The sequence below is a fragment of the Noviherbaspirillum sp. genome (assembly GCF_035944575.1).
Classification (GTDB): domain Bacteria; phylum Pseudomonadota; class Gammaproteobacteria; order Burkholderiales; family Burkholderiaceae_D; genus Noviherbaspirillum.
Genome location: NZ_DASZBA010000045.1, coordinates 1 through 17,890, shown reverse-complemented (window position 1 = coordinate 17,890; position 17,890 = coordinate 1). Strand labels below are relative to the sequence as shown.

The 17,890-nt window shown below is 61.9% G+C and carries 13 protein-coding genes; 3 read left to right on the top strand and 10 right to left on the bottom strand.

What is annotated here, in order from left to right; genetic code table 11:
* Positions 1–433 (top strand): hemerythrin domain-containing protein (locus tag VGU61_RS02800; RefSeq protein WP_326857582.1); only part of this gene is annotated, 433 nt, incomplete at its 5' end.
* Between the two features lie 11 nt (positions 434–444).
* Positions 445–1,080 (top strand): pyridoxamine 5'-phosphate oxidase, encoded by a 636-nt coding sequence (gene pdxH, locus VGU61_RS02795; protein WP_326857581.1) that lies wholly within the window; start codon positions 445–447, stop codon positions 1,078–1,080.
* Between the two features lie 4 nt (positions 1,081–1,084).
* Here pdxH and msrA read toward each other — a convergent pair whose 3' ends face one another.
* Positions 1,085–1,624 carry a peptide-methionine (S)-S-oxide reductase MsrA gene (msrA, locus tag VGU61_RS02790; protein WP_326857580.1) on the bottom strand — a complete coding sequence of 180 codons (540 nt, stop codon included), beginning with the start codon at positions 1,622–1,624 and terminating at the stop codon, positions 1,085–1,087.
* Positions 1,625–1,808: 184 nt separating this feature from the next.
* On the opposite strand from msrA, the gene VGU61_RS02785 reads away from it, so the two are divergent.
* A complete protein-coding gene (locus tag VGU61_RS02785) occupies positions 1,809–2,321 on the top strand; it encodes a flavin reductase family protein (RefSeq protein WP_326857579.1) in 513 nt (170 codons plus the stop codon).
* Between the two features lie 276 nt (positions 2,322–2,597).
* Here VGU61_RS02785 and pbpC read toward each other — a convergent pair whose 3' ends face one another.
* The 9 genes from pbpC to VGU61_RS02740 all read right to left on the bottom strand — a co-directional run.
* The gene (gene pbpC / locus VGU61_RS02780) at positions 2,598–4,943 is read right to left on the bottom strand and encodes a penicillin-binding protein 1C (protein ID WP_326857578.1); all 2,346 of its coding nucleotides are present in this window, start codon (positions 4,941–4,943) and stop codon (positions 2,598–2,600) included.
* Positions 4,940–10,099: an alpha-2-macroglobulin gene (locus tag VGU61_RS02775; protein ID WP_326857577.1), complete on the bottom strand. Its 5,160-nt coding sequence runs from the start codon at positions 10,097–10,099 to the stop codon at positions 4,940–4,942. Before VGU61_RS02775 ends, pbpC begins: the two co-directional genes overlap by 4 nt.
* 245 nt (positions 10,100–10,344) lie before the next feature.
* A complete protein-coding gene (locus tag VGU61_RS02770; protein ID WP_326857576.1) occupies positions 10,345–11,370 on the bottom strand; it encodes an L-threonylcarbamoyladenylate synthase in 1,026 nt (341 codons plus the stop codon).
* Positions 11,371–11,374: 4 nt separating this feature from the next.
* Positions 11,375–12,568, bottom strand: coding sequence for a 5-(carboxyamino)imidazole ribonucleotide synthase (locus VGU61_RS02765; protein ID WP_326857575.1), 1,194 nt, complete (start codon positions 12,566–12,568; stop codon positions 11,375–11,377).
* Complete coding sequence (purE, locus tag VGU61_RS02760; RefSeq protein ID WP_326857574.1) at positions 12,565–13,080, bottom strand: 5-(carboxyamino)imidazole ribonucleotide mutase; 516 nt, start codon at positions 13,078–13,080, stop codon at positions 12,565–12,567. Before purE ends, VGU61_RS02765 begins: the two co-directional genes overlap by 4 nt.
* Position 13,081: 1 nt before the next feature.
* On the bottom strand, positions 13,082–13,978 hold the full coding sequence (locus VGU61_RS02755; RefSeq protein ID WP_326857573.1) for a phosphoribosylaminoimidazolesuccinocarboxamide synthase: 897 nt from the start codon (positions 13,976–13,978) through the stop codon (positions 13,082–13,084).
* A 79-nt stretch (positions 13,979–14,057) separates the two neighbouring features.
* Positions 14,058–15,122, bottom strand: a complete 1,065-nt coding sequence (gene fba, locus VGU61_RS02750) for a class II fructose-bisphosphate aldolase (protein WP_326857572.1) — start codon at positions 15,120–15,122, stop codon at positions 14,058–14,060.
* Positions 15,123–15,275: 153 nt separating this feature from the next.
* Positions 15,276–16,712: a pyruvate kinase gene (gene pyk, locus VGU61_RS02745; protein WP_326857571.1), complete on the bottom strand. Its 1,437-nt coding sequence runs from the start codon at positions 16,710–16,712 to the stop codon at positions 15,276–15,278.
* A 47-nt stretch (positions 16,713–16,759) separates the two neighbouring features.
* On the bottom strand, positions 16,760–17,890 hold a 1,131-nt coding region (locus VGU61_RS02740; protein ID WP_326857570.1), incomplete at its 5' end, for a phosphoglycerate kinase.

Here is a 17,890-nt window from a genome sequence, read left to right as displayed (position 1 = left end):
GCTTGCTTCGCACCTTCCTCGCTCTGGCGCCGATGCCGATGCCCAACAGGCGGCGAAGTCGGTCCTGCGCTATTTCACGCAGGCCGCCGGCAAGCATCACCAGGATGAAGAGCAGGACCTGCTGCCGGTGCTGCGCATGGTCGCCCGGGGAGAAGATGCCGCGCTGCTTGACGGCCTGATGCCGGAGCTATTGAAGCAGCACCGCGATATGGATGCGGCGTGGCTGTCGCTGCAATCCCGGCTGGAGGCGATCGCTGCGGGCACCGCGTCGGAACTTCCCTCTGATGAGGTCCGGCGATTTTCCGACATGTATACTGCGCATATGAAAGAAGAGGAATCCCATATCGCGCCGATGGCCAAGCGCCTGTTCAGCGACGCGCAGATGAAAGAGCTCGGTGATGCGATGCGCGCTCGCCGCGGCCTGGAACAATAAAAGGAAAACCGATGTCGATCGCCGATTTACGCAAGGATTACAGTCATGCCAGCCTGTCGGAGGCGGATGTCGATCCGGATCCGATCGTGCAATTCAAGCGATGGTTCGATGAAGCCGTTTCTGCGCAAATCCCGGAACCGAATGCGATGGGGGTGTCGACGGTCGGCCCTGATGGGCGCCCTTCATCGCGCATCCTGCTGATCAAGGAGGTGGATCAGCGCGGCTTCACCTGGTTCACCAACTATGACAGCCGCAAAGGACGCGAGCTTGCCGCCAATCCGCATGCGGCGCTGTTGTTTCATTGGGTTGAACTGGAACGCCAGGTGCGCATCGAGGGCAGCGTGGAGCGCACTGCGTTAGAGGAAAGCGAAACCTATTTCAACAGCCGGCCGCTGAAGAGCCGCGTCGGTGCGATTGCCTCGGCGCAGAGCCGGCCTGTCGACAGCCGCGAACAGCTTGAGAAACAGTTTGAGGAGGCGGAACTGCAGCACGGCGAATCTCCGCCGCGTCCGTCACATTGGGGTGGTTACCGGCTCAAGCCGGAATACATTGAATTCTGGCAAGGCAGGAAGTCACGCCTGCATGACCGCATCGCCTATACCTTGCAGCAGGACGGTAGCTGGCAACGGCAGCGACTGCAGCCGTAGCCGTTCATTCCACTTCGCTGTTGATCCGTTCGGCGAATGTTTTCCTGAACTTCGCCACTTTCGGCGCGACGACGAATGCGCAGTATCCCTGCAGCGGGTGCTGGCGGAAATAGTTCTGGTGATAGTCCTCGGCCTTGTAATAGGTTTCCGCCGGACTCAGCTCGGTGACGATGGGCGCGTCCCATACGTTCGCCATCTCGGCAATGACATGCTTGGCCGTGTCCTGCTGTTCCGGTGAATGGTAGTAAATGACCGACCGGTACTGGGTACCGACATCGTTGCCCTGCCGGTTGAGCGTGGTCGGATCATGGATGGTGAAGAAGATCTCGAGCACTTCGCGATAGGTTACAACGTCGGTATCAAAGGTGATCCGCACCACTTCCGCATGGCCTGTCGTGCCTTCGCATACCTGCTCGTAGGTCGGGTTCGGCACACGCCCACCTGTGTAGCCGGACTCGACATGTTCGACGCCTTTCAATTCCTGATAAACGGCCTCCAGACACCAGAAGCATCCTCCGCCCAGGGTTGCAATTTCGGTTGCCATGATTCACTCCCGTTATTCGATGAGTACGACTCTAGCGCAAAGCATTGCACATGCCTATGACATTCGATGATCCACCCCGATTTATTGATGCTGCTCAATTTGATTTTGCACGTTTCCGGCAATGACAGCTGCCTCCTCGTACTGCCGATTTTCGGCATAATGAACGAAATTTCATGGAATTCAGATGTCTACTCCCATTCTGCAAGCGGTGCCGCCGGAATTCGACAGCCGGCATTTTCGGCAAGCGCTCTCCCAATTCGCTACCGGCGTCACCGTGATTACTACCTGCCTTCCGGATGGCAGCTTCCTCGGCTTGACGGCAAGCTCATTCAATTCCGTATCGCTGGACCCGCCCCTGGTGTTGTGGAGCCTTGCACAGGGTGCAAGCAGCCTGCCGGTATTCACCGGCAATTCCCATTACGTGATCAATATTCTCGCGGGCGACCAGGCTGCGCTGGCGGAGCGGTTTGCGATGCGGATCGACAACCGTTTCGAAGGTGTTGACTTTGTACTGTCACATACCGGCCTGCCGATCCTGACGGGCGCCGCGGCGTGGTTCGAATGCCATAACCGCAGCCGCTATCCGGAAGGCGACCATGTAATCTTCGTCGGCGAGGTAGAACGCTGTGATGTGTCGCCGCGCCCGGCGCTGGTGTTTCATGGCGGCCGGTTTGTTTCGACGCAGCTGGGAAAGTGAAAATAGCAACTGGATGAAACCGCTGCTTCTTTCGTGGAACGCGAGCGCTCAAACTGTTCAACGCGTCATTCGTTTTTACTGCCCTGGCAAGACTCCAACGTCACAAGCAATCTCTCCATGGCTCCCCCTCCGGCAAAGACGGTCGGGGTGATGGTAGTGAGCCTGAGCAATCGCACGGGTAGCTCGATTCCCTCCGTTCTTCTGGCGCACCAGAATTTGCATTGACAAGCTCTGCGGTCGGGAAATGCCCCATTCACCGCGTCCCTCATCAAGCCATCATTCAACACGCACGCTGATGCGGTCATACCTGCCATGATTGTCGAAGGCGCTGATGTCATACCGGCCGGGAGCCGGAAATTCCACAAGCTGCTCCCCCGCCTTCGCCTGATGCGCCAGCAGGCGGCCATTCACCATCCAGTTGATTTCCTCACGCGAGCCGCGAATGTCGAGCCGCGCTCGGGGAACCTCGCCGTTCGCTGCTCGGCGAAGAATTTCACCATCGTTCAACCCGACGATCTTGATCGATGCAGCGGGGCGATAAGCCAGCGCGCAACGCGGCGTCCATGGGGGCGGCAGCACATTCTTGCGTAGCCCCGCATCCAGCCAGGGTTCGAGCGAGGCCGGCCAGCGCGCGGTCTGCCGCTGCTCAAACGGATCGGCTGTGCAATCCGGCATGACGCGCAACCCGCTCGCGCGGTCGACGAAATAAGCAAGCGTCGGCGCGCCGGCCTGCAGGCGGTCGGCGAATGTCGGGGGCGCCGCGCCGGCGAGCGTCCATGCGGTGCGCTTCACCGGACATAGTGCAGGGTCCTGCCCTGCTGCGCGGGTGCCGAGCGGCCAGCATATTTTTTCCTGCGCGACGCCGTCAGGCGCCGGGTTCGGGCTGACAGCGCGACCGCCGGGCAAGGCGGTGAAGATATCCGCCAGCAGCGGAGCCGCCACATTGGCGCCGAAAAATCCCGGGTTGGGCGTGCCGTCCGGCCTGCCGACCCAGACACCGACGGTGTAGCGATTGCCGACGCCGACCGCCCAGGCATCACGGAACCCGAAGCTGGTGCCGGTTTTCCAGGCAATGCCCCGGTATCCGCCCTGCCCTTCGACCGCCCGCCCGATCGGGCCGCCGGTTTCGAGGATATCGCGCACGATGAAGGCGGCCCCCTCGCTCATCATGCGCTGTTCGCGCATTGGCGCATCGGGCGTAAAACGCGGGACGGCCGCAAGGCCCTTCCTTGCGAATGCCGCATAGGCGCCGACCATGTCTTCGAGCGTCGCGCCCGTGCCGCCGAGTATCACACTGAGATTAGGTGTGGCGCCGCGCGGGAATTCGAGCGCCAGTCCGCCGCGCCTGAGCATGGCGACGAAGCGGGTGGGACCAAGTTGTTCAAGCACTTCCACCGCGGGTACATTGAGCGATTTGACCAGCGCCTCGGAGACACTGGCCGGGCCGTGGAAGGATTGCTGGAAATTGCCCGGCTGGTAGCCGGAAAACGATTGCGGCGTGTCGGAGAGCAGCGATTCGGAGTGGATCATGCCTTCGTCGAGCGCGAACGCGTACAGGAAAGGCTTGAGCGTCGATCCAGGCGAACGCGCCGCACGCACCATGTCGACATGGCTGAAACGATCGCTGTCGGTGAAATCCGCCGAGCCGGCATAGGCCAGCACTTCCATGCTGGCGTTGTCGAGCACCATTGCCGCCAGCGAGACGCGTGGAGGCAGGTTTCGCGCGCGGTCCCCAAGCAGCGCTTCGACCGTCGCCTGTGCGCCTGCATCGATCGTGGTGTCAATTTTCGTCCTGCCTGCTGCGCCGCGTTTGAGTCGTTCCGCCAGCAGCGGCGCAAGCAGCGGCTCCCGGATGGTTTGCGCAATCACCGGTTCGGTCAGTGCATCGGCGATGGCGGCATCGGACCACCGTCCGCTCATGCGGCGCAATACCTTGTCGCGCGCGGACTGCGCCCGCTGCGGATAGCGGTCCGGCCGCAGAAGCGACGGCATCTGCGGGAGCACGGTGAGCAATGCCGCTTCCGCGTGGGTCAATCGCACCGACGGCTTGCCGAGATAGGCGCGGCTGGCAGCTTCCACGCCCTCCAGCACGCCTCCCATCGGCGCGTAGTTGAGATAGAGGGTAAGGATCTCCTCTTTCGAGTAATGGCATTCGATCTGGAGTGCCCGCATGATCTGTCGCAGCTTGCCGGCCATCGTACGCGGAACAGGCTCGATCAGGCGCGCCACCTGCATGGTGACGGTGGATCCGCCGGATACGATCTTGCCGTTCATTACCCATTGCCATCCCGCGCGCAGCAGCGCAAGCGGATTGACGCCCGGGTGCCACCAGAATGTGCGGTCCTCATAGGAGACCAGGGCTTCCAGATAGAGCGGCGATACCTGCTGTAACGTGACCGCATGCCGCCACACATGCTGGTTGTCGGGAAACGCGCGCAGTGGTGTGCCGTCGCGCGCCAGGACCACCAGCGCATACGGCGAGTCGCGTCCCGGCGCAGGCAGAGGGAAAAGCCGGTCCAGCACAAGCAGCGTCAGAAACAATGTCGATGCGGCCGCAAGCCAGCGCCATCGCTTGAGAAGATCGGTGGCAAAGAACTGCCGCCATACCGGCGATACCGTCATTGCGCTTTCATTTTGTCCGTGACCGGCCTCTGCGCCGGCGCATCGGCATTGACGATCGTCAGCGTGTCCGCACCGCCATTGAGACCGTAAATATCAGGCCGGTACATGTCTTCCGCATACAGCGGCGGCACGATGAATCTCCCTGGCGTGACCACACGGGCTCGATAGAACAGCGTCAACGGCTGATTGTCGAGCCGGGCCGCCGCAACGAAGCGGTCATCGCGGAACTCCACATGCTTGATGCGCGGATCGCTCATCGCCTGCGCCGGATTGACTCCGGCAATATCGACCGATGCCATCTGCTCACCCTGCACGATGTTAGTGTTTTCGATTTCCAGTCCGGCCGGTATGCGGTCGACCACCAGGCCGGTGCCGATGGGCGTCTTCGAGCGGGCCGTGATGCGCATGAGCACCGTCTCGCCGACCTTCAGTGCCCTGTTGCCGATCGGACTTCCATCGGGTGCGTGCATGGTCCTGGTCAGATCGATGGGGTCGTTCTTCGCCGCCGGCAGCTTGATTGGATTGCCGGACAGCGACAGCTCCGCATACAAGGTTGTCTTGTGCGTGTTGACAACTTTCATGCCGTTGGCGAGATCGCCCGTGAACACTTCACGGAAATGCATTGCCTTGCTTGCCAGTTCATCTTGCCGCCCGCCGGATTCAACACTGGCCGTCCACTGGCTGCCGCTGTCGTTGGCATAAGACCGGCCGACGAGAAACAGTGCCAGTTTTTCCTGTGTACTGAAATAGTGATACGGGGACTTTTCCATTTCGGCGGCGATGACCGCCACCAGGTTGTCGCGGCCCTCCGCCTTGATCTGGTGCCGCTCCAGCAATGCTGAAGACATCGCCGCATCGCGGAGCGGACTGCCGTAGTCGGCCCACCATCCGGCATGTCGGCCCTTGCGCAATCCTTCGGCAATCGCAGTGTCGCTCCTGGCCTGATCGCCCATCAGCTTGAGCGCGATGCCCAACTGGATCAGCGGCAGGCCGGAATGTGCGCGGGAACGGGATTCATGCAACTGGCGCAACGTGGCCAGCGGCGCGCGGTTCTCGCGGGCGAGCACGTAGGCGCCGTAGGCCAGCACATTGAAGCGGCCGTTGTCGGCAGCACGGTTATCAGTCCACACACCGTTGTCGGTATTTTCGGCTGCACTGGGCGTGACGGCCTGGGCGGCGGTCGTTGCGGGCATGCGCGACACGCCGTCCTGCAGGCCGCGCAGCAGGAAATCGGTCGCCTTGCGGTACATCGCGTCCGGCACACCGAATCCCTGTTCACGCGCATCCTGCAGGAAACTGGTGACATAGGCGGATAACCAATACTCATACTCGCTGACATTACCCCACAGGCTGAAGCCGCCGTTCGGCGCCTGCATTGCGGAGAGGCGGGCGATGGCCTTGTCGAGCATTTCAATGCGCTGCTGGCGGGTGTACGGTTTCAAGCCGAAACGCCGTGCCGCTTCCTCATCGACGAATACATGCGGATAAGCGGTGCTAGTGGTCTGCTCGGTGCAGCCGTACGGATACGTCAGCAAGCCCTGTATCGCCGAACGCACATCGATCGGTGCCTTGTCCGACAACACCATGTGAGCAAGGGCGGAGCCGCGATGCAAGCCGGAAAGTTCGGCATCCCTGATATCCAGGGTTTCGCCGGGCTTGATGCTGTAGCGGCGGGTGAACTGCTGCTGTGGCGTCGGTGCCTGCACCATCAGCGGGAACTGGCGTTCCAGCTTGATCTGCTGGCCGTTGACCTTCACCGAAATGGTATGCAGCCCCGGTATCGCGCGCGCCTCGACCGGGAAACGCAAGGTACGCTTTTCCTGGTCCTTGAGAGATACCGACTGGTCGCCCTGCTTCATTTGCAAGCCATCGCCGCCGCTTACCTCAACCTTGAGCTGCTGGCTCGCACCGGAAAGATTATGCAGGTCGAGCGCAACCATCGCGTTGTCGCCAAAAGAAAGGAAACGCGACGCGGCAAGTTCCGCCACCAGCGGCGCAGCCACCGTCATGTCCGCGTCCTTGAAGCCGTAGCGTTCGCCACCTGCCACCACCGCCATCAACCGGAGGGCGCCGTTGAAATCGGGCAGCGCCAGTGGTATTTCCGCTTCGCCCTGCTCGTTCAATGCCACCGGTCCGCTGAACAGGTCGACCAGCTTGACCTTCTTCGGCAGGCTGCGCGTCGGCTTCGGCGTGTTGTCGCCGCCGAATTTCAGCTTGCCTTTCTGACCCTGCATTTTCTCGATCAGCCGGCCATAGATGTCGTGCTGGTCTGCGCCATAGCGCAGCTTGCCGAAGAAATAACCATGTGGGTCGGGCGAAGCGAAACGGGTGATATTAAGGATGCCGGTATCCACCGCCGACAATGTGACAAATGCCTTCTGGCCTTTCGCTTCCGGCACCTTGACCTTCACCTTGACGGTTGTCTCGGGCAATACCTTGGCCGGCGCTTCCAGAGTCACATTGAGCTTGCGCTCCGCGCGGTCCAGTGGGAGGTGAACGATGCCGAGCGCCCGCGCCGGCGTGACGCGGTCGCCTTCGTTGCCCGGACGCAGGACGATCACCGAGACATACAGGTCATGCCGTTTCCAGTCACGATGCAGCGGGATGTCGATGGTGGCCGTATCGCCGGATACCGGCAGCCGCTTCACCCACAGGGTGCGATCGCCTTCCACCGTCACCAGCGCCTCGCCCTGGTGTGGCGGCGTGATCGTCAGGCGGACGGTTTCGCCGTCGCGGTAAGCAGGCTTGTCGAGCTTGAGCGCCACGCGGTCGGGCCGAACGCCCTGGGTCTCGTCCGAGCGGGCGCTCCAGCCGGCATAGAAACGGTAAGCAGTCTGCTGCCCCGTTTCCGGATCGAGGATTTCCAGCCGGTAGCGGCCATAGCGCACCGGCAGGCGCAACTTGGCACGCGCACCGGCAGGCACTGTCACGGTCGAGGTCTCGACCAGTTCATCGCTTTCGGTAAAACCGGAATGCCAGCCGCGCTGGTCCTCGAAGCGCCAGTAATAGTTGCGGTCTTCTCGGAACAGCCGCACCGGCATCGCGGCGGCAGGTTTGATCGCGCCATCCTGCCCGACGCGCACCACCTCGAAGTCAACCGGACTGTTTTCCCTCGCATACTCACCCGTGAACAAGGGCCGCACGCCGACCAGCACGGGCGTAGGCCACAACACACGTTCGATGCTGCGTACCACCGGGCGGCCGCCGGATTCCAGCAGGCTGACCGTGGCGCGCACGGTGAATGGCGAACGGCGCTTGGCGGCTGGCGACAGGTCGATCTCCAGCTGCCCCGTGCCGTCCGCGTCCAGCGCCTGCTCGTCAAGTTCCTTGCGGGTTTTCGCTTCCTCTTCGGTCACATCACCGAATTCAAAACCCGGGTATTGCTTGGCGAGGGGATTCTTGTTGCGCTCGAAGTGCGCGACGCCGAGCAGGCGGTTGCCGGCAGCCGGTGCACCGTACAAATAGGTGCCGCGCAAATCGATGGTGAACGGCTGCTCCGGCTTGAGCGCCGCCTGTTGCGCGGACAAATCGAGTTTCATGCGCTCCGGCAGAAATTCCTCGACGCCGAAGCGATACACCGTACCGGGAACCTTGTCGGCAGGATCGCTGCGCAGCTCCAGCGTCCAGAAACCGGTCGGCGCGTCAGCAGGCAATTCCAGTCTCCTGACGAAATAGCCGGCATAGCGCTCATCCGGGCGCCAGGTGGCTGTGAACTGGCTCTTGCCGTCGGGCCGTTTCAGCACGGCCTGGATCGGCTGTGCCGGCACCGGCCGGCCATCGGCATCGCGCGCCAGCACCGACATGTCGAAACTCTCGCCCGGGCGATACAGGTTACGTCCGGAATAGGCAAAAAGCCGCACTGGTTTATAGGGTGCCCCGACGACATCGTACTCGGACAGGTCGAGCGCGGGTTCCTTCAGCGCGATCATCGACACCTGCTTGTCCTTGCGCGCAAGCACGACCTTCGCGTCCCTGGGCTTGTCGGCAAACAGCGCATGGCCGTCTCCGTCAGTCTCGGCGCGCGCCAGGACCTTGCCCTGATTGTCTATCCACGACAGTTCGACGCCCTTCACCGCCTTGCCGTCGACCAGCGAACTGACGAAGGCATCCGCGCTCCTGTCGAAGAGGCGCACATGCAGGCCGAGGTCGCTGACGTAAAAATACGTCGTCTGGAACTCGTACCGGAAGCGGCCCGGCTGGCTCATCACCGCAACATAGATGCCGGGCTCCTTGAGTTCGGCGATGCCCTCCACAGGAATATAGGTAACGCCGCGCCGGTTCTGCCGCTGCTCGGTGAGGAAGCGTCCGGCGAATACGCTGTCGGTCAACTTGCGCAGATCGTCCAGCTGATCGACATAGACGGCACCGCGCAATGAACTGCGTCGCCAGTCGTAGTCACCGTCGCCCTCGCCTTCCACGGCTTCATTCGCTTCGTTGGCAGCGTTGGCCTGCTGGTGGGTCTTGGCGTGGTTGATCACGCGGTCGAGAAAGCGCGGCAGCTGGTCGTTTTTGACACGCAGGAACTGAATGTCGACTTCCGGCACATTGACCGTCACCACCGGCAGGCCGCCGTTCTGCTTGGCAGGGAGGACCATGCCGTTGCTGGCGAAGTAGTAAGCGGGTGACACCGGCGCGGACAACACCGAATAGCGCGCTTCCGCCGCCAGCTTGCTGCCGCCTTTGGCCGAAAGGCCTGGCTGGACATGCACCACATAGCGTGTCTGCGGCTTGATATGCGGGAAAAACAGCAGGCGTGGATTTTCGCCTACGACCCATGCGCCGGATACCGGCTTGCCGCCCTTGGTTTCGGTGTCCTCCGGCTTGGTGCTGACCTTGTAGGCCGCACCCTTGACGGCGGGGAGATAGGGATCCTCCTCCCGTTCCTCCTGATCGGGTTGTGCCGCATCGATCGGCGTCGGCATCTCGAAGACTTGAATGTATTTGTCGTATCCCTTGCCGGCATCCAGCGGCAAGCTGAAAGTGAGGGCCAGTGCAGGCACACCGTCGAGGCTGCGGTCGGCGGCATCAACCAGCTGGAACGCGCCTGCTGCCGCAGCGTTTTCCGCATTGCCGGCCCCTCGGTGAGTGACGAACCAGTATCCCGCTGCAAGCAAGGCGATCGCGGCCATGGCAAGGCCGATGAGTTTTGTGCGCATGGCGCTCCCCGAAATGAAAGCTGGTTTTTATTGTGGTGGCGGAGGAATTTTCCGCAAAACATTATGTCACAGCGGACACTGTTTTATTGTCGCATATGCAATGAATGTCGCTTGCCGGCATCGCGCCGTGAAAAACGGCAGATAGACATCGCACCACCATGACCGTCGCGAAAATGCGCGTGCATGCCACGCGACGCCGAGTACAACATCAGGAACAATAGCCGTGTGCTGATGAGCAAACTGGTCTAGACAATGGGTTTGAGGAGAGTGGAAAGAATGCCGGCTGAGTCGTGCGCCGCGCGGCGCAGGCGATCGTTGATCCCCTGCCATTCTGCATCCCGGGGCGGCGCTTCGACGATGATGATATCCGCGTCCGCAAGATCCATTGCCCGCAACGCCGCATACAGGTCATGCGCATAGCCATGTGGCGTCATGGGCAACGCAAGCTGCGCTGTGACATCGGATGAGTGCGGCAGCATGCGTCGCATCAGCGCCACCTTGCGTCCGGCGGCATTGAGTTGCTGCAAGATGGCGGGCAGCCGGTCGGGCGCGGCCAGGATAACCGGCGTACGTGGCGCATAGTGTGCATCGAGGGTGCCGGATGCGCGCGGCGCAGCTGCGTCGGGTGAAGCGGGAAGCCGGCCGATGACGCGCGCGAAATCTTCGGGGCTGACATGCCCGGGCCGAAGCAGGACAGGGCCGAGCGAATCCATGCGTGAGAGGTCAAGTATCGTGGACTCGATTCCGACCTCACTCTGTCCGCCGTCAAGGATGCAACGTACGGCGCTGTCCGAGCCGTCACCGAATTCATCACGCACATGACGGGCGGTGGTCGGGCTGACGTGGCCGAACTTGTTTGCGGAAGGTGCTGCGATACCGCCCTTTCCGGCCTTGAATGCCCGCAATAGCGACTGTGCCACCGGATGCGACGGACAGCGCAAACCGATCGTATCCTGCCCACCGGATACTGCCGACGGAATGGCGGATGCGCGCTTCATGATCAGGGTCAGCGGCCCGGGCCAGAACGCATCGATCAATGCGCCTGCCTCGTGCGGAATAGACATTGCCCAGCGGCCGATATCCGCACCGGGCGCCAGATGCACGATAACGGGATGGTTGGAGGGCCTCCCCTTTGCGGCATAGATTTTCGCCACAGCCGCCGGATTTTCCGCGTCGGCGCCGAGACCATAGACGGTTTCAGTGGGAAAGGCGACCAGCTCGCCGCTTTCCAGCAGGCGCGCGGCCGCATCGATGTCGGGCTGTCCTGCCACGGTTTCAGGCGGCAATGCCGAGAATGCCGCAGGCGGCACGCAGGCTTTCTTGCGCCTGCGCCAGGGTCGGCGCGACAAAGGTCACATGCCCCATCTTCCTGCCGCGCCTCGGGTCATCCTTGCCGTACAGGTGGAGATTGGCGCCGGGCAGCGCCAGCACCTCGTCCCACGCCGGCTCGCGGATCTGGTCCGACGATCCGTCGAACCAGACGTCGCCGAGGATATTCAGCATGACCGCCGGCGAATGCTGGCGCACATCGCCCAACGGCAGACGAGCCATCGCCCTCACCTGTTGCGCGAACTGGCTGGTGACGCAGGCATCGATCGTATAGTGGCCACTGTTATGCGGACGTGGCGCCATTTCATTCACTACCAGCGAGCCGTCCTGCAACACGAAAAACTCGATGCACAGCACGCCGACATAGCCGAGGCGACTGATGATTTCCAACGCAGCCGCCTGCGCGCGCTGGGCGCAATCCTGTTCCACATTCGGCCCCGGCACGGTAGTAGTGAAGAGGATGCCGTCACGATGCACGTTCTCCGCGATCGGGTACACCACCGACTGGCCGTCGGCACCGCGCGCGGCGAGCACCGAAATTTCGTACGCCAGCGGCAGCATTTTTTCGAGCACGCACGCCACACCCTTCATGCCGGTGAATGCCGCACGCGCTTCATCCCTGCTGCGTACCCGCACCTGGCCTTTGCCGTCATACCCCATGCGCACGGTTTTCAGGATGCCGGGCAGCAGTTCATCAGGAATATCGTCGAGGTCCGACTCTGCTTGAATCACTTTGTACGGCGCAGGCAGCACACCCGAACGTTCCGCGCATTCGGTGAAAAAGCGCTTCTCCTCGATGCGATCCTGGGCAATCGATACGCAGGCTGCGGAGGGCGCAACGAATACCCGCTCCGCCAGCGTCGCGAGGCTTTGCGCCGGCACATTTTCGAATTCGGTGGTAACGGCGACGCACCGGTCCGCCAGCGCGCTCAGTGCCGCGGCATCGGTATAACCGGCGCTCAATAAATGATCCGACGCATGCCCGGCGGGACAATCGGCGGCCGGTTCCAGCACCGCCACCTTGAAGCCCATCTTTTGCGCGGCATGCACGAACATCCGTCCAAGCTGGCCGCCGCCCATCATGCCGAGCCAGGTCGCGGGCGTTGCGGAAGGGAGAAAGGGTTGCTGCGATTCGTTCATACCGGAAGTGTCATTGCTTGCGCGGCCTGAGTTTGCTTGCTGCGGAATTCCAGCAGGCGGGCGGCCAGCTTGTCGTCGGTTGCCGCCAGCATGGCGATCGCCGTCAACGCCGCATTGGCAGCGCCGGCTTCGCCGATGGCGAAGGTGGAGACCGGAATGCCTTTCGGCATCTGGACGATGGACAGCAGCGAATCTTCGCCGCGCAGATATTTGGAGGGCACCGGCACGCCGAGTACCGGCACGATGGTTTTCGCCGCCAGCATGCCCGGCAGATGCGCCGCGCCGCCGGCGCCGGCGATGATTGCCCGCAGTCCGCGTTCACGCGCCGATTCCGCATAGGCAAACATCTGGTCGGGCATGCGGTGCGCGGAGACGACCTGCGCTTCGTGCGGAATGCCGAATTCCTTCAGCATTGCTACCGCGTGCTGCATCACGTCCCAATCGGAGGAGGACCCCATCACCACGCCGACCAGCGGCGTGCCCGTAGGCGTGCTTGTGAGCGCGTCTGCCATATCAGTCCTTCAACGTTGCGCCGGTCAGCCGCATCAAGGCTTCGCGATATTTGGCGCCCGTCTTCTCGATGACGTCGGCGGGCAAGGCCGGCGCGGGCGCGGTCTTGTTCCAGTCGCTGAGAGTCTCGAGGTAATCGCGCACGAACTGCTTGTCGAAGGATGGCGGCGACATGCCGGGCGCATAGGAATCGGCAGGCCAGAAACGCGACGAGTCCGCTGTCAGCACTTCGTCCATCAGGTGCAGCACGCCGCTGTCGTCGAGGCCGAATTCGAACTTGGTATCGGCAATGATGATGCCGCGTGTGGCGGCGTAATCAGCGGCGGTCTGGTACAGCGTGATGCTGATGTCGCGGATCTTCGTGGCCAGTTCCTTGCCGATGCGGTTTTCCATCTCGGAGAAGCTGATGTTTTCGTCGTGCTCGCCGATGTCCGCCTTCGCCGCCGGGGTGAAGATCGGTGTGGCGAGCTTGTCCGCCTGGCGCAGGCCGCCCGGCAGCGCGATGCCGCAGATGGCGCCGGTCGCCTGGTAGTCCTTCCAGCCGGAGCCGATGATGTAGCCACGCACCACCGCTTCCACCATGATCGGCTTCAGGCGCTTTGCAACGACCGCACGGCCGCGCACCTGGTCCGCCTCGTCATTCGCCACGACGCTTTCCGGCGCGATGCCGGTCAGGTGATTCGGAACGATGCCGCCCAGTTTCTCGAACCAGAAGTCGGTCATCTGGTTCAGCACCATGCCCTTGCCGGGAATGGGTTCGTTCATCACCACGTCGAAGGCCGACAGGCGGTCCGTAGTGACAATCAGGAGCTTGTCGTCGCCGACAGCATAATTGTCGCGCACCTTGCCGCGGCCGAGCAGCGGAAGGGATTTGATGCTGGATTGATACAGGCTGTTCATGAGAATCTTCGGTTCCATAAAGCTAAACCGGCGGGTGCATTAACACGCCGCCGGTCGGTTGTGCCGCAAGGTCGAGATTTTACTGCACGATCTGTGACAATTCGCCTTTTTTGTACTTTTCAGCCATTTTTTCCAGCGGGATAGGCGTGATCTTGCCGGCCTGTCCTTCGCAGCCGAAAGCGAGGAAACGGGACTTCACGACTTTCTTCGCGGCTTCGCGCGCTGGCTTCAGGTATTCGCGGGGGTCGAACTTGGACGGATTTTCGACGAAGAAGCGGCGGATCGCGCCGGTCATCGCGAGGCGGATGTCGGTGTCGATGTTGATCTTGCGCACGCCGTGCTTGATGCCTTCCTGGATTTCCTCGACCGGCACGCCGTAGGTTTCCTTCATGTCGCCACCGAATTCGCGGATCTCGGCCAGCAGTTCCTGCGGCACCGACGACGAGCCGTGCATCACCAGGTGGGTGTTCGGGATGCGCTGGTGGATTTCCTTGATGCGCTCGATGGCGAGAATATCGCCGGTCGGCTTGCGGGAGAACTTATAGGCGCCGTGCGAGGTGCCGATCGCGATCGCCAGCGCATCGCACTGGGTCAGCTTGACGAAGTCGGCCGCCTGGTTCACGTCGGTCAGCAATTGTTCGCGGGTCATGGTGCCTTCGGCGCCGTGGCCGTCTTCCTTGTCGCCCTTCATGGTTTCCAGGGAACCGAGCACGCCGAGTTCCGCTTCGACGGTAACGCCGATCGAGTGCGAGAACTCGACCACCTTGCGCGACACTTCGACGTTGTATTCATAGCTGGCGACCGACTTGCCGTCCTCGTTCAGCGAACCGTCCATCATCACCGAAGTGAAGCCGGACTTGATCGCGGCCATGCAGACCGCCGGCGACTGGCCGTGGTCCTGGTGCATGACGACGGGAATATGCGGATACGCTTCCACTGCCGCCTCGATCAGGTGGCGCAGGAACGCTTCGCCGGCATACTTGCGGGCGCCTGCGGAGGCTTGCATGATGACCGGCGCGCCGATCTCATTGGCAGCTTCCATGATCGCCGTGACTTGCTCGAGGTTATTGACGTTGAATGCGGGCAGACCGTAGCCGTTTTCAGCGGCATGGTCCAACAGTTGACGCATGGATACGAGTGCCATGGTAGTTCTCCAAAAAAAGAAATCTTTGCGGGACGGCGTCGGGTGTGGCGCGGTCCGAAATTACCTTTAGAGGTAAAAGTTCAGTTGCCGGTCCCCTCTCCCTTCCAGGGGGAAGGAGCCTTTTCTCTACTAGATCAGGCTTGTCAATTCACTTCAATATTCACCAATCTTCATGATCTTCAGCGCATTCGTGCCGCCGGTCTGCCCCATCGGCTCGCCCCAGGTCAACACTATCATGTCACCTTTTTGCACGACGCCTTTAGCCAAAAGCAAATCCTGCGCACCCTTCAGGACCGCTTCGCGGTCGGTGGAATGCGCCAGCTCAAAAGTACGCACGTTGCGAAACAAGGCGGCCTTGCGCTGGGTGGCGAGCATGGGTGTGATCGCATAGATCGGTATGTCGATGTTGTGCCGGCTCATCCACAGCGCGGTGGAGCCCGACTCGGTCAGCGCGGCAATCGCCTTCACCCGCAGGTGATAGGCGGTGAACAGTGCGCCGTAGGCGATCGTCTGGTCGATGCGGGCAAAGGTTGCATGCAGAAAGTCCGCGTCCAGCTTCACCACATCGGATTTTTCCGCTTCGAGGCAGATGGCCGACATCGCCTCGACCGTCTCGATCGGGTATTTGCCGGACGCGGTTTCTGCCGAAGTCATCACGGCATCGGTGCCGTCCAGGACCGCATTGGCCACATCCGATACTTCGGCCCGGGTCGGAACGGCGTTGAAGATCATCGATTCCATCATCTGGGTCGCGGTGATCGCCAGCTTGTTCGACGCCCGCGCCATCTTGATCATGCGCTTCTGCAATGCCGGCACCGCCGCGTTGCCGACCTCCACCGCCAGGTCCCCGCGCGCGACCATGATGCCGTCGGAAGCGTCGAGGATTTCCTGCAGCACCGGAATCGCTTCCGCCCGCTCGATCTTCGCGATCATCTGCGGCTTGTGGTTGTACTGTTCTCCGGCGATATTGGCGAGTTGCCGCGCCATGATCATGTCGGTAGGGCTCTTCGGAAACGACACCGCGATATAGTCCGCCTGGAAGCTCATCGCAGTCCGGATGTCTTCCATATCCTTGGCGGTGAGCGCCGGTGCGGACAAGCCGCCGCCAAGCCGGTTGATCCCCTTGTTGTTCGATAACTCGCCGCCGATGCGCACCGTCGTATGGATGGCGGTGCCGACCACCTTGTCGACCACCAGCACGATCAGGCCGTCGTTGAGCAGCAGCACGTCTGCCGGTCTGAGGTCGCGCGGCAACTCCTTGTAATCGAGACCGACCTGGGCGTTATTTCCCAGCTCGCAATTCGCATCGAGGATAAATTTGCTGCCGTTTTCGAGATTGATCTTGCCGTTTTCAAATTTGCCGACACGGATCTTCGGACCTTGCAGGTCGGCGATGATGGCGACTTCCTTGTTGCACTTGGCGGCAATCTGGCGCACCAGGTTGGCGCGATCGATATGGTCCTGCGCCTTGCCATGGGAAAAATTGAGCCGTACCACATCCACACCGGCTTCAATCATCCGGGTGAGGATCTCGGGCTCGCTCGATGCGGGACCGATGGTGGAAACGATCTTGGTTGCTCTTTGCCTCATGAAATTCCTTTATCGACGGGACCGCAAGCGCTGCGGTCACCGATGGATTACTTCGCGCGTTGCAGCAGGATGTCGACCGCCGGCAGAGTTTTCCCTTCAAGGAATTCCAGGAAGGCGCCGCCGCCGGTGGAGATGTAACCGATGCGATCGGCAATGTTGTATTTCGCGATGGCCGCGAGCGTGTCGCCGCCGCCGGCGATGGAAAAGCCCTTGGAGTCGGCGATGGCCATTGCAAGGGTTTTGGTGCCTTCGGCGAACTGATCGAATTCAAACACGCCGACCGGGCCGTTCCATACGATCGTGCCGGCCTGGCCGATCTGCTGCGCCAGTTGTGCAGCGGTTTTCGGACCGATGTCGAGAATCATGTCGTCGTCCGTCACGTCGGCCACGTCCTTGACGGTGGCAGCCGCGGTTGCGGAAAACTCCTTGGCGCAGACGACATCCACCGGGATCGGCACCGAGGCGCCGCGCCTGGTCATCATGTCGAGAATCGACTTGGCTTCGTTGACGAGATCGGCTTCCACCAGGGACTTGCCGATCTTGAGGCCGGCGGCCAGCATGAAAGTATTCGCGATGCCGCCGCCGACGATCAGGTTGTCCACCTTTTCGGCCAGCGTCTTCAGGATGGTGAGTTTGGTCGATACCTTCGAGCCGGCGACGATGGCCACCAGCGGGCGGGCCGGCTGGCCAAGCGCCTTGCCGAGCGCATCGAGTTCGGCTGCCAGCAAAGGGCCGGCGCAGGCAACCGGCGCGAACTTCGCGATGCCGTGCGTGGTGGCTTCGGCGCGGTGGGCGGTGCCGAATGCGTCGTTGACATACACATCACAGAGCTTCGCCATCTTCTGCGCGAGCTCGTCGCTGTTCTTCTTCTCACCCTTGTTGACGCGGCAATTTTCCAGCAGCACCACCTGTCCCGGCGCGACATCGACGCCGTCGACCCAGTTCTGCTTCAACTCGACCGGCTGGCCCAGCAACTCCGACAGGCGCGCCGCGATCGGTGCCAGCGAATCCTCCGGCTTGAATTCACCTTCGGTCGGACGACCGAGGTGGGACGTCACCATGACGGCGGCGCCGGCCTTGAGCGCCTGCTGGATCGCCGGAACGGATGCGCGGATGCGGGTGTCTTCGGTGATATTGCCGTTGTCGTCCTGGGGGACATTCAGGTCGGCTCGGATGAA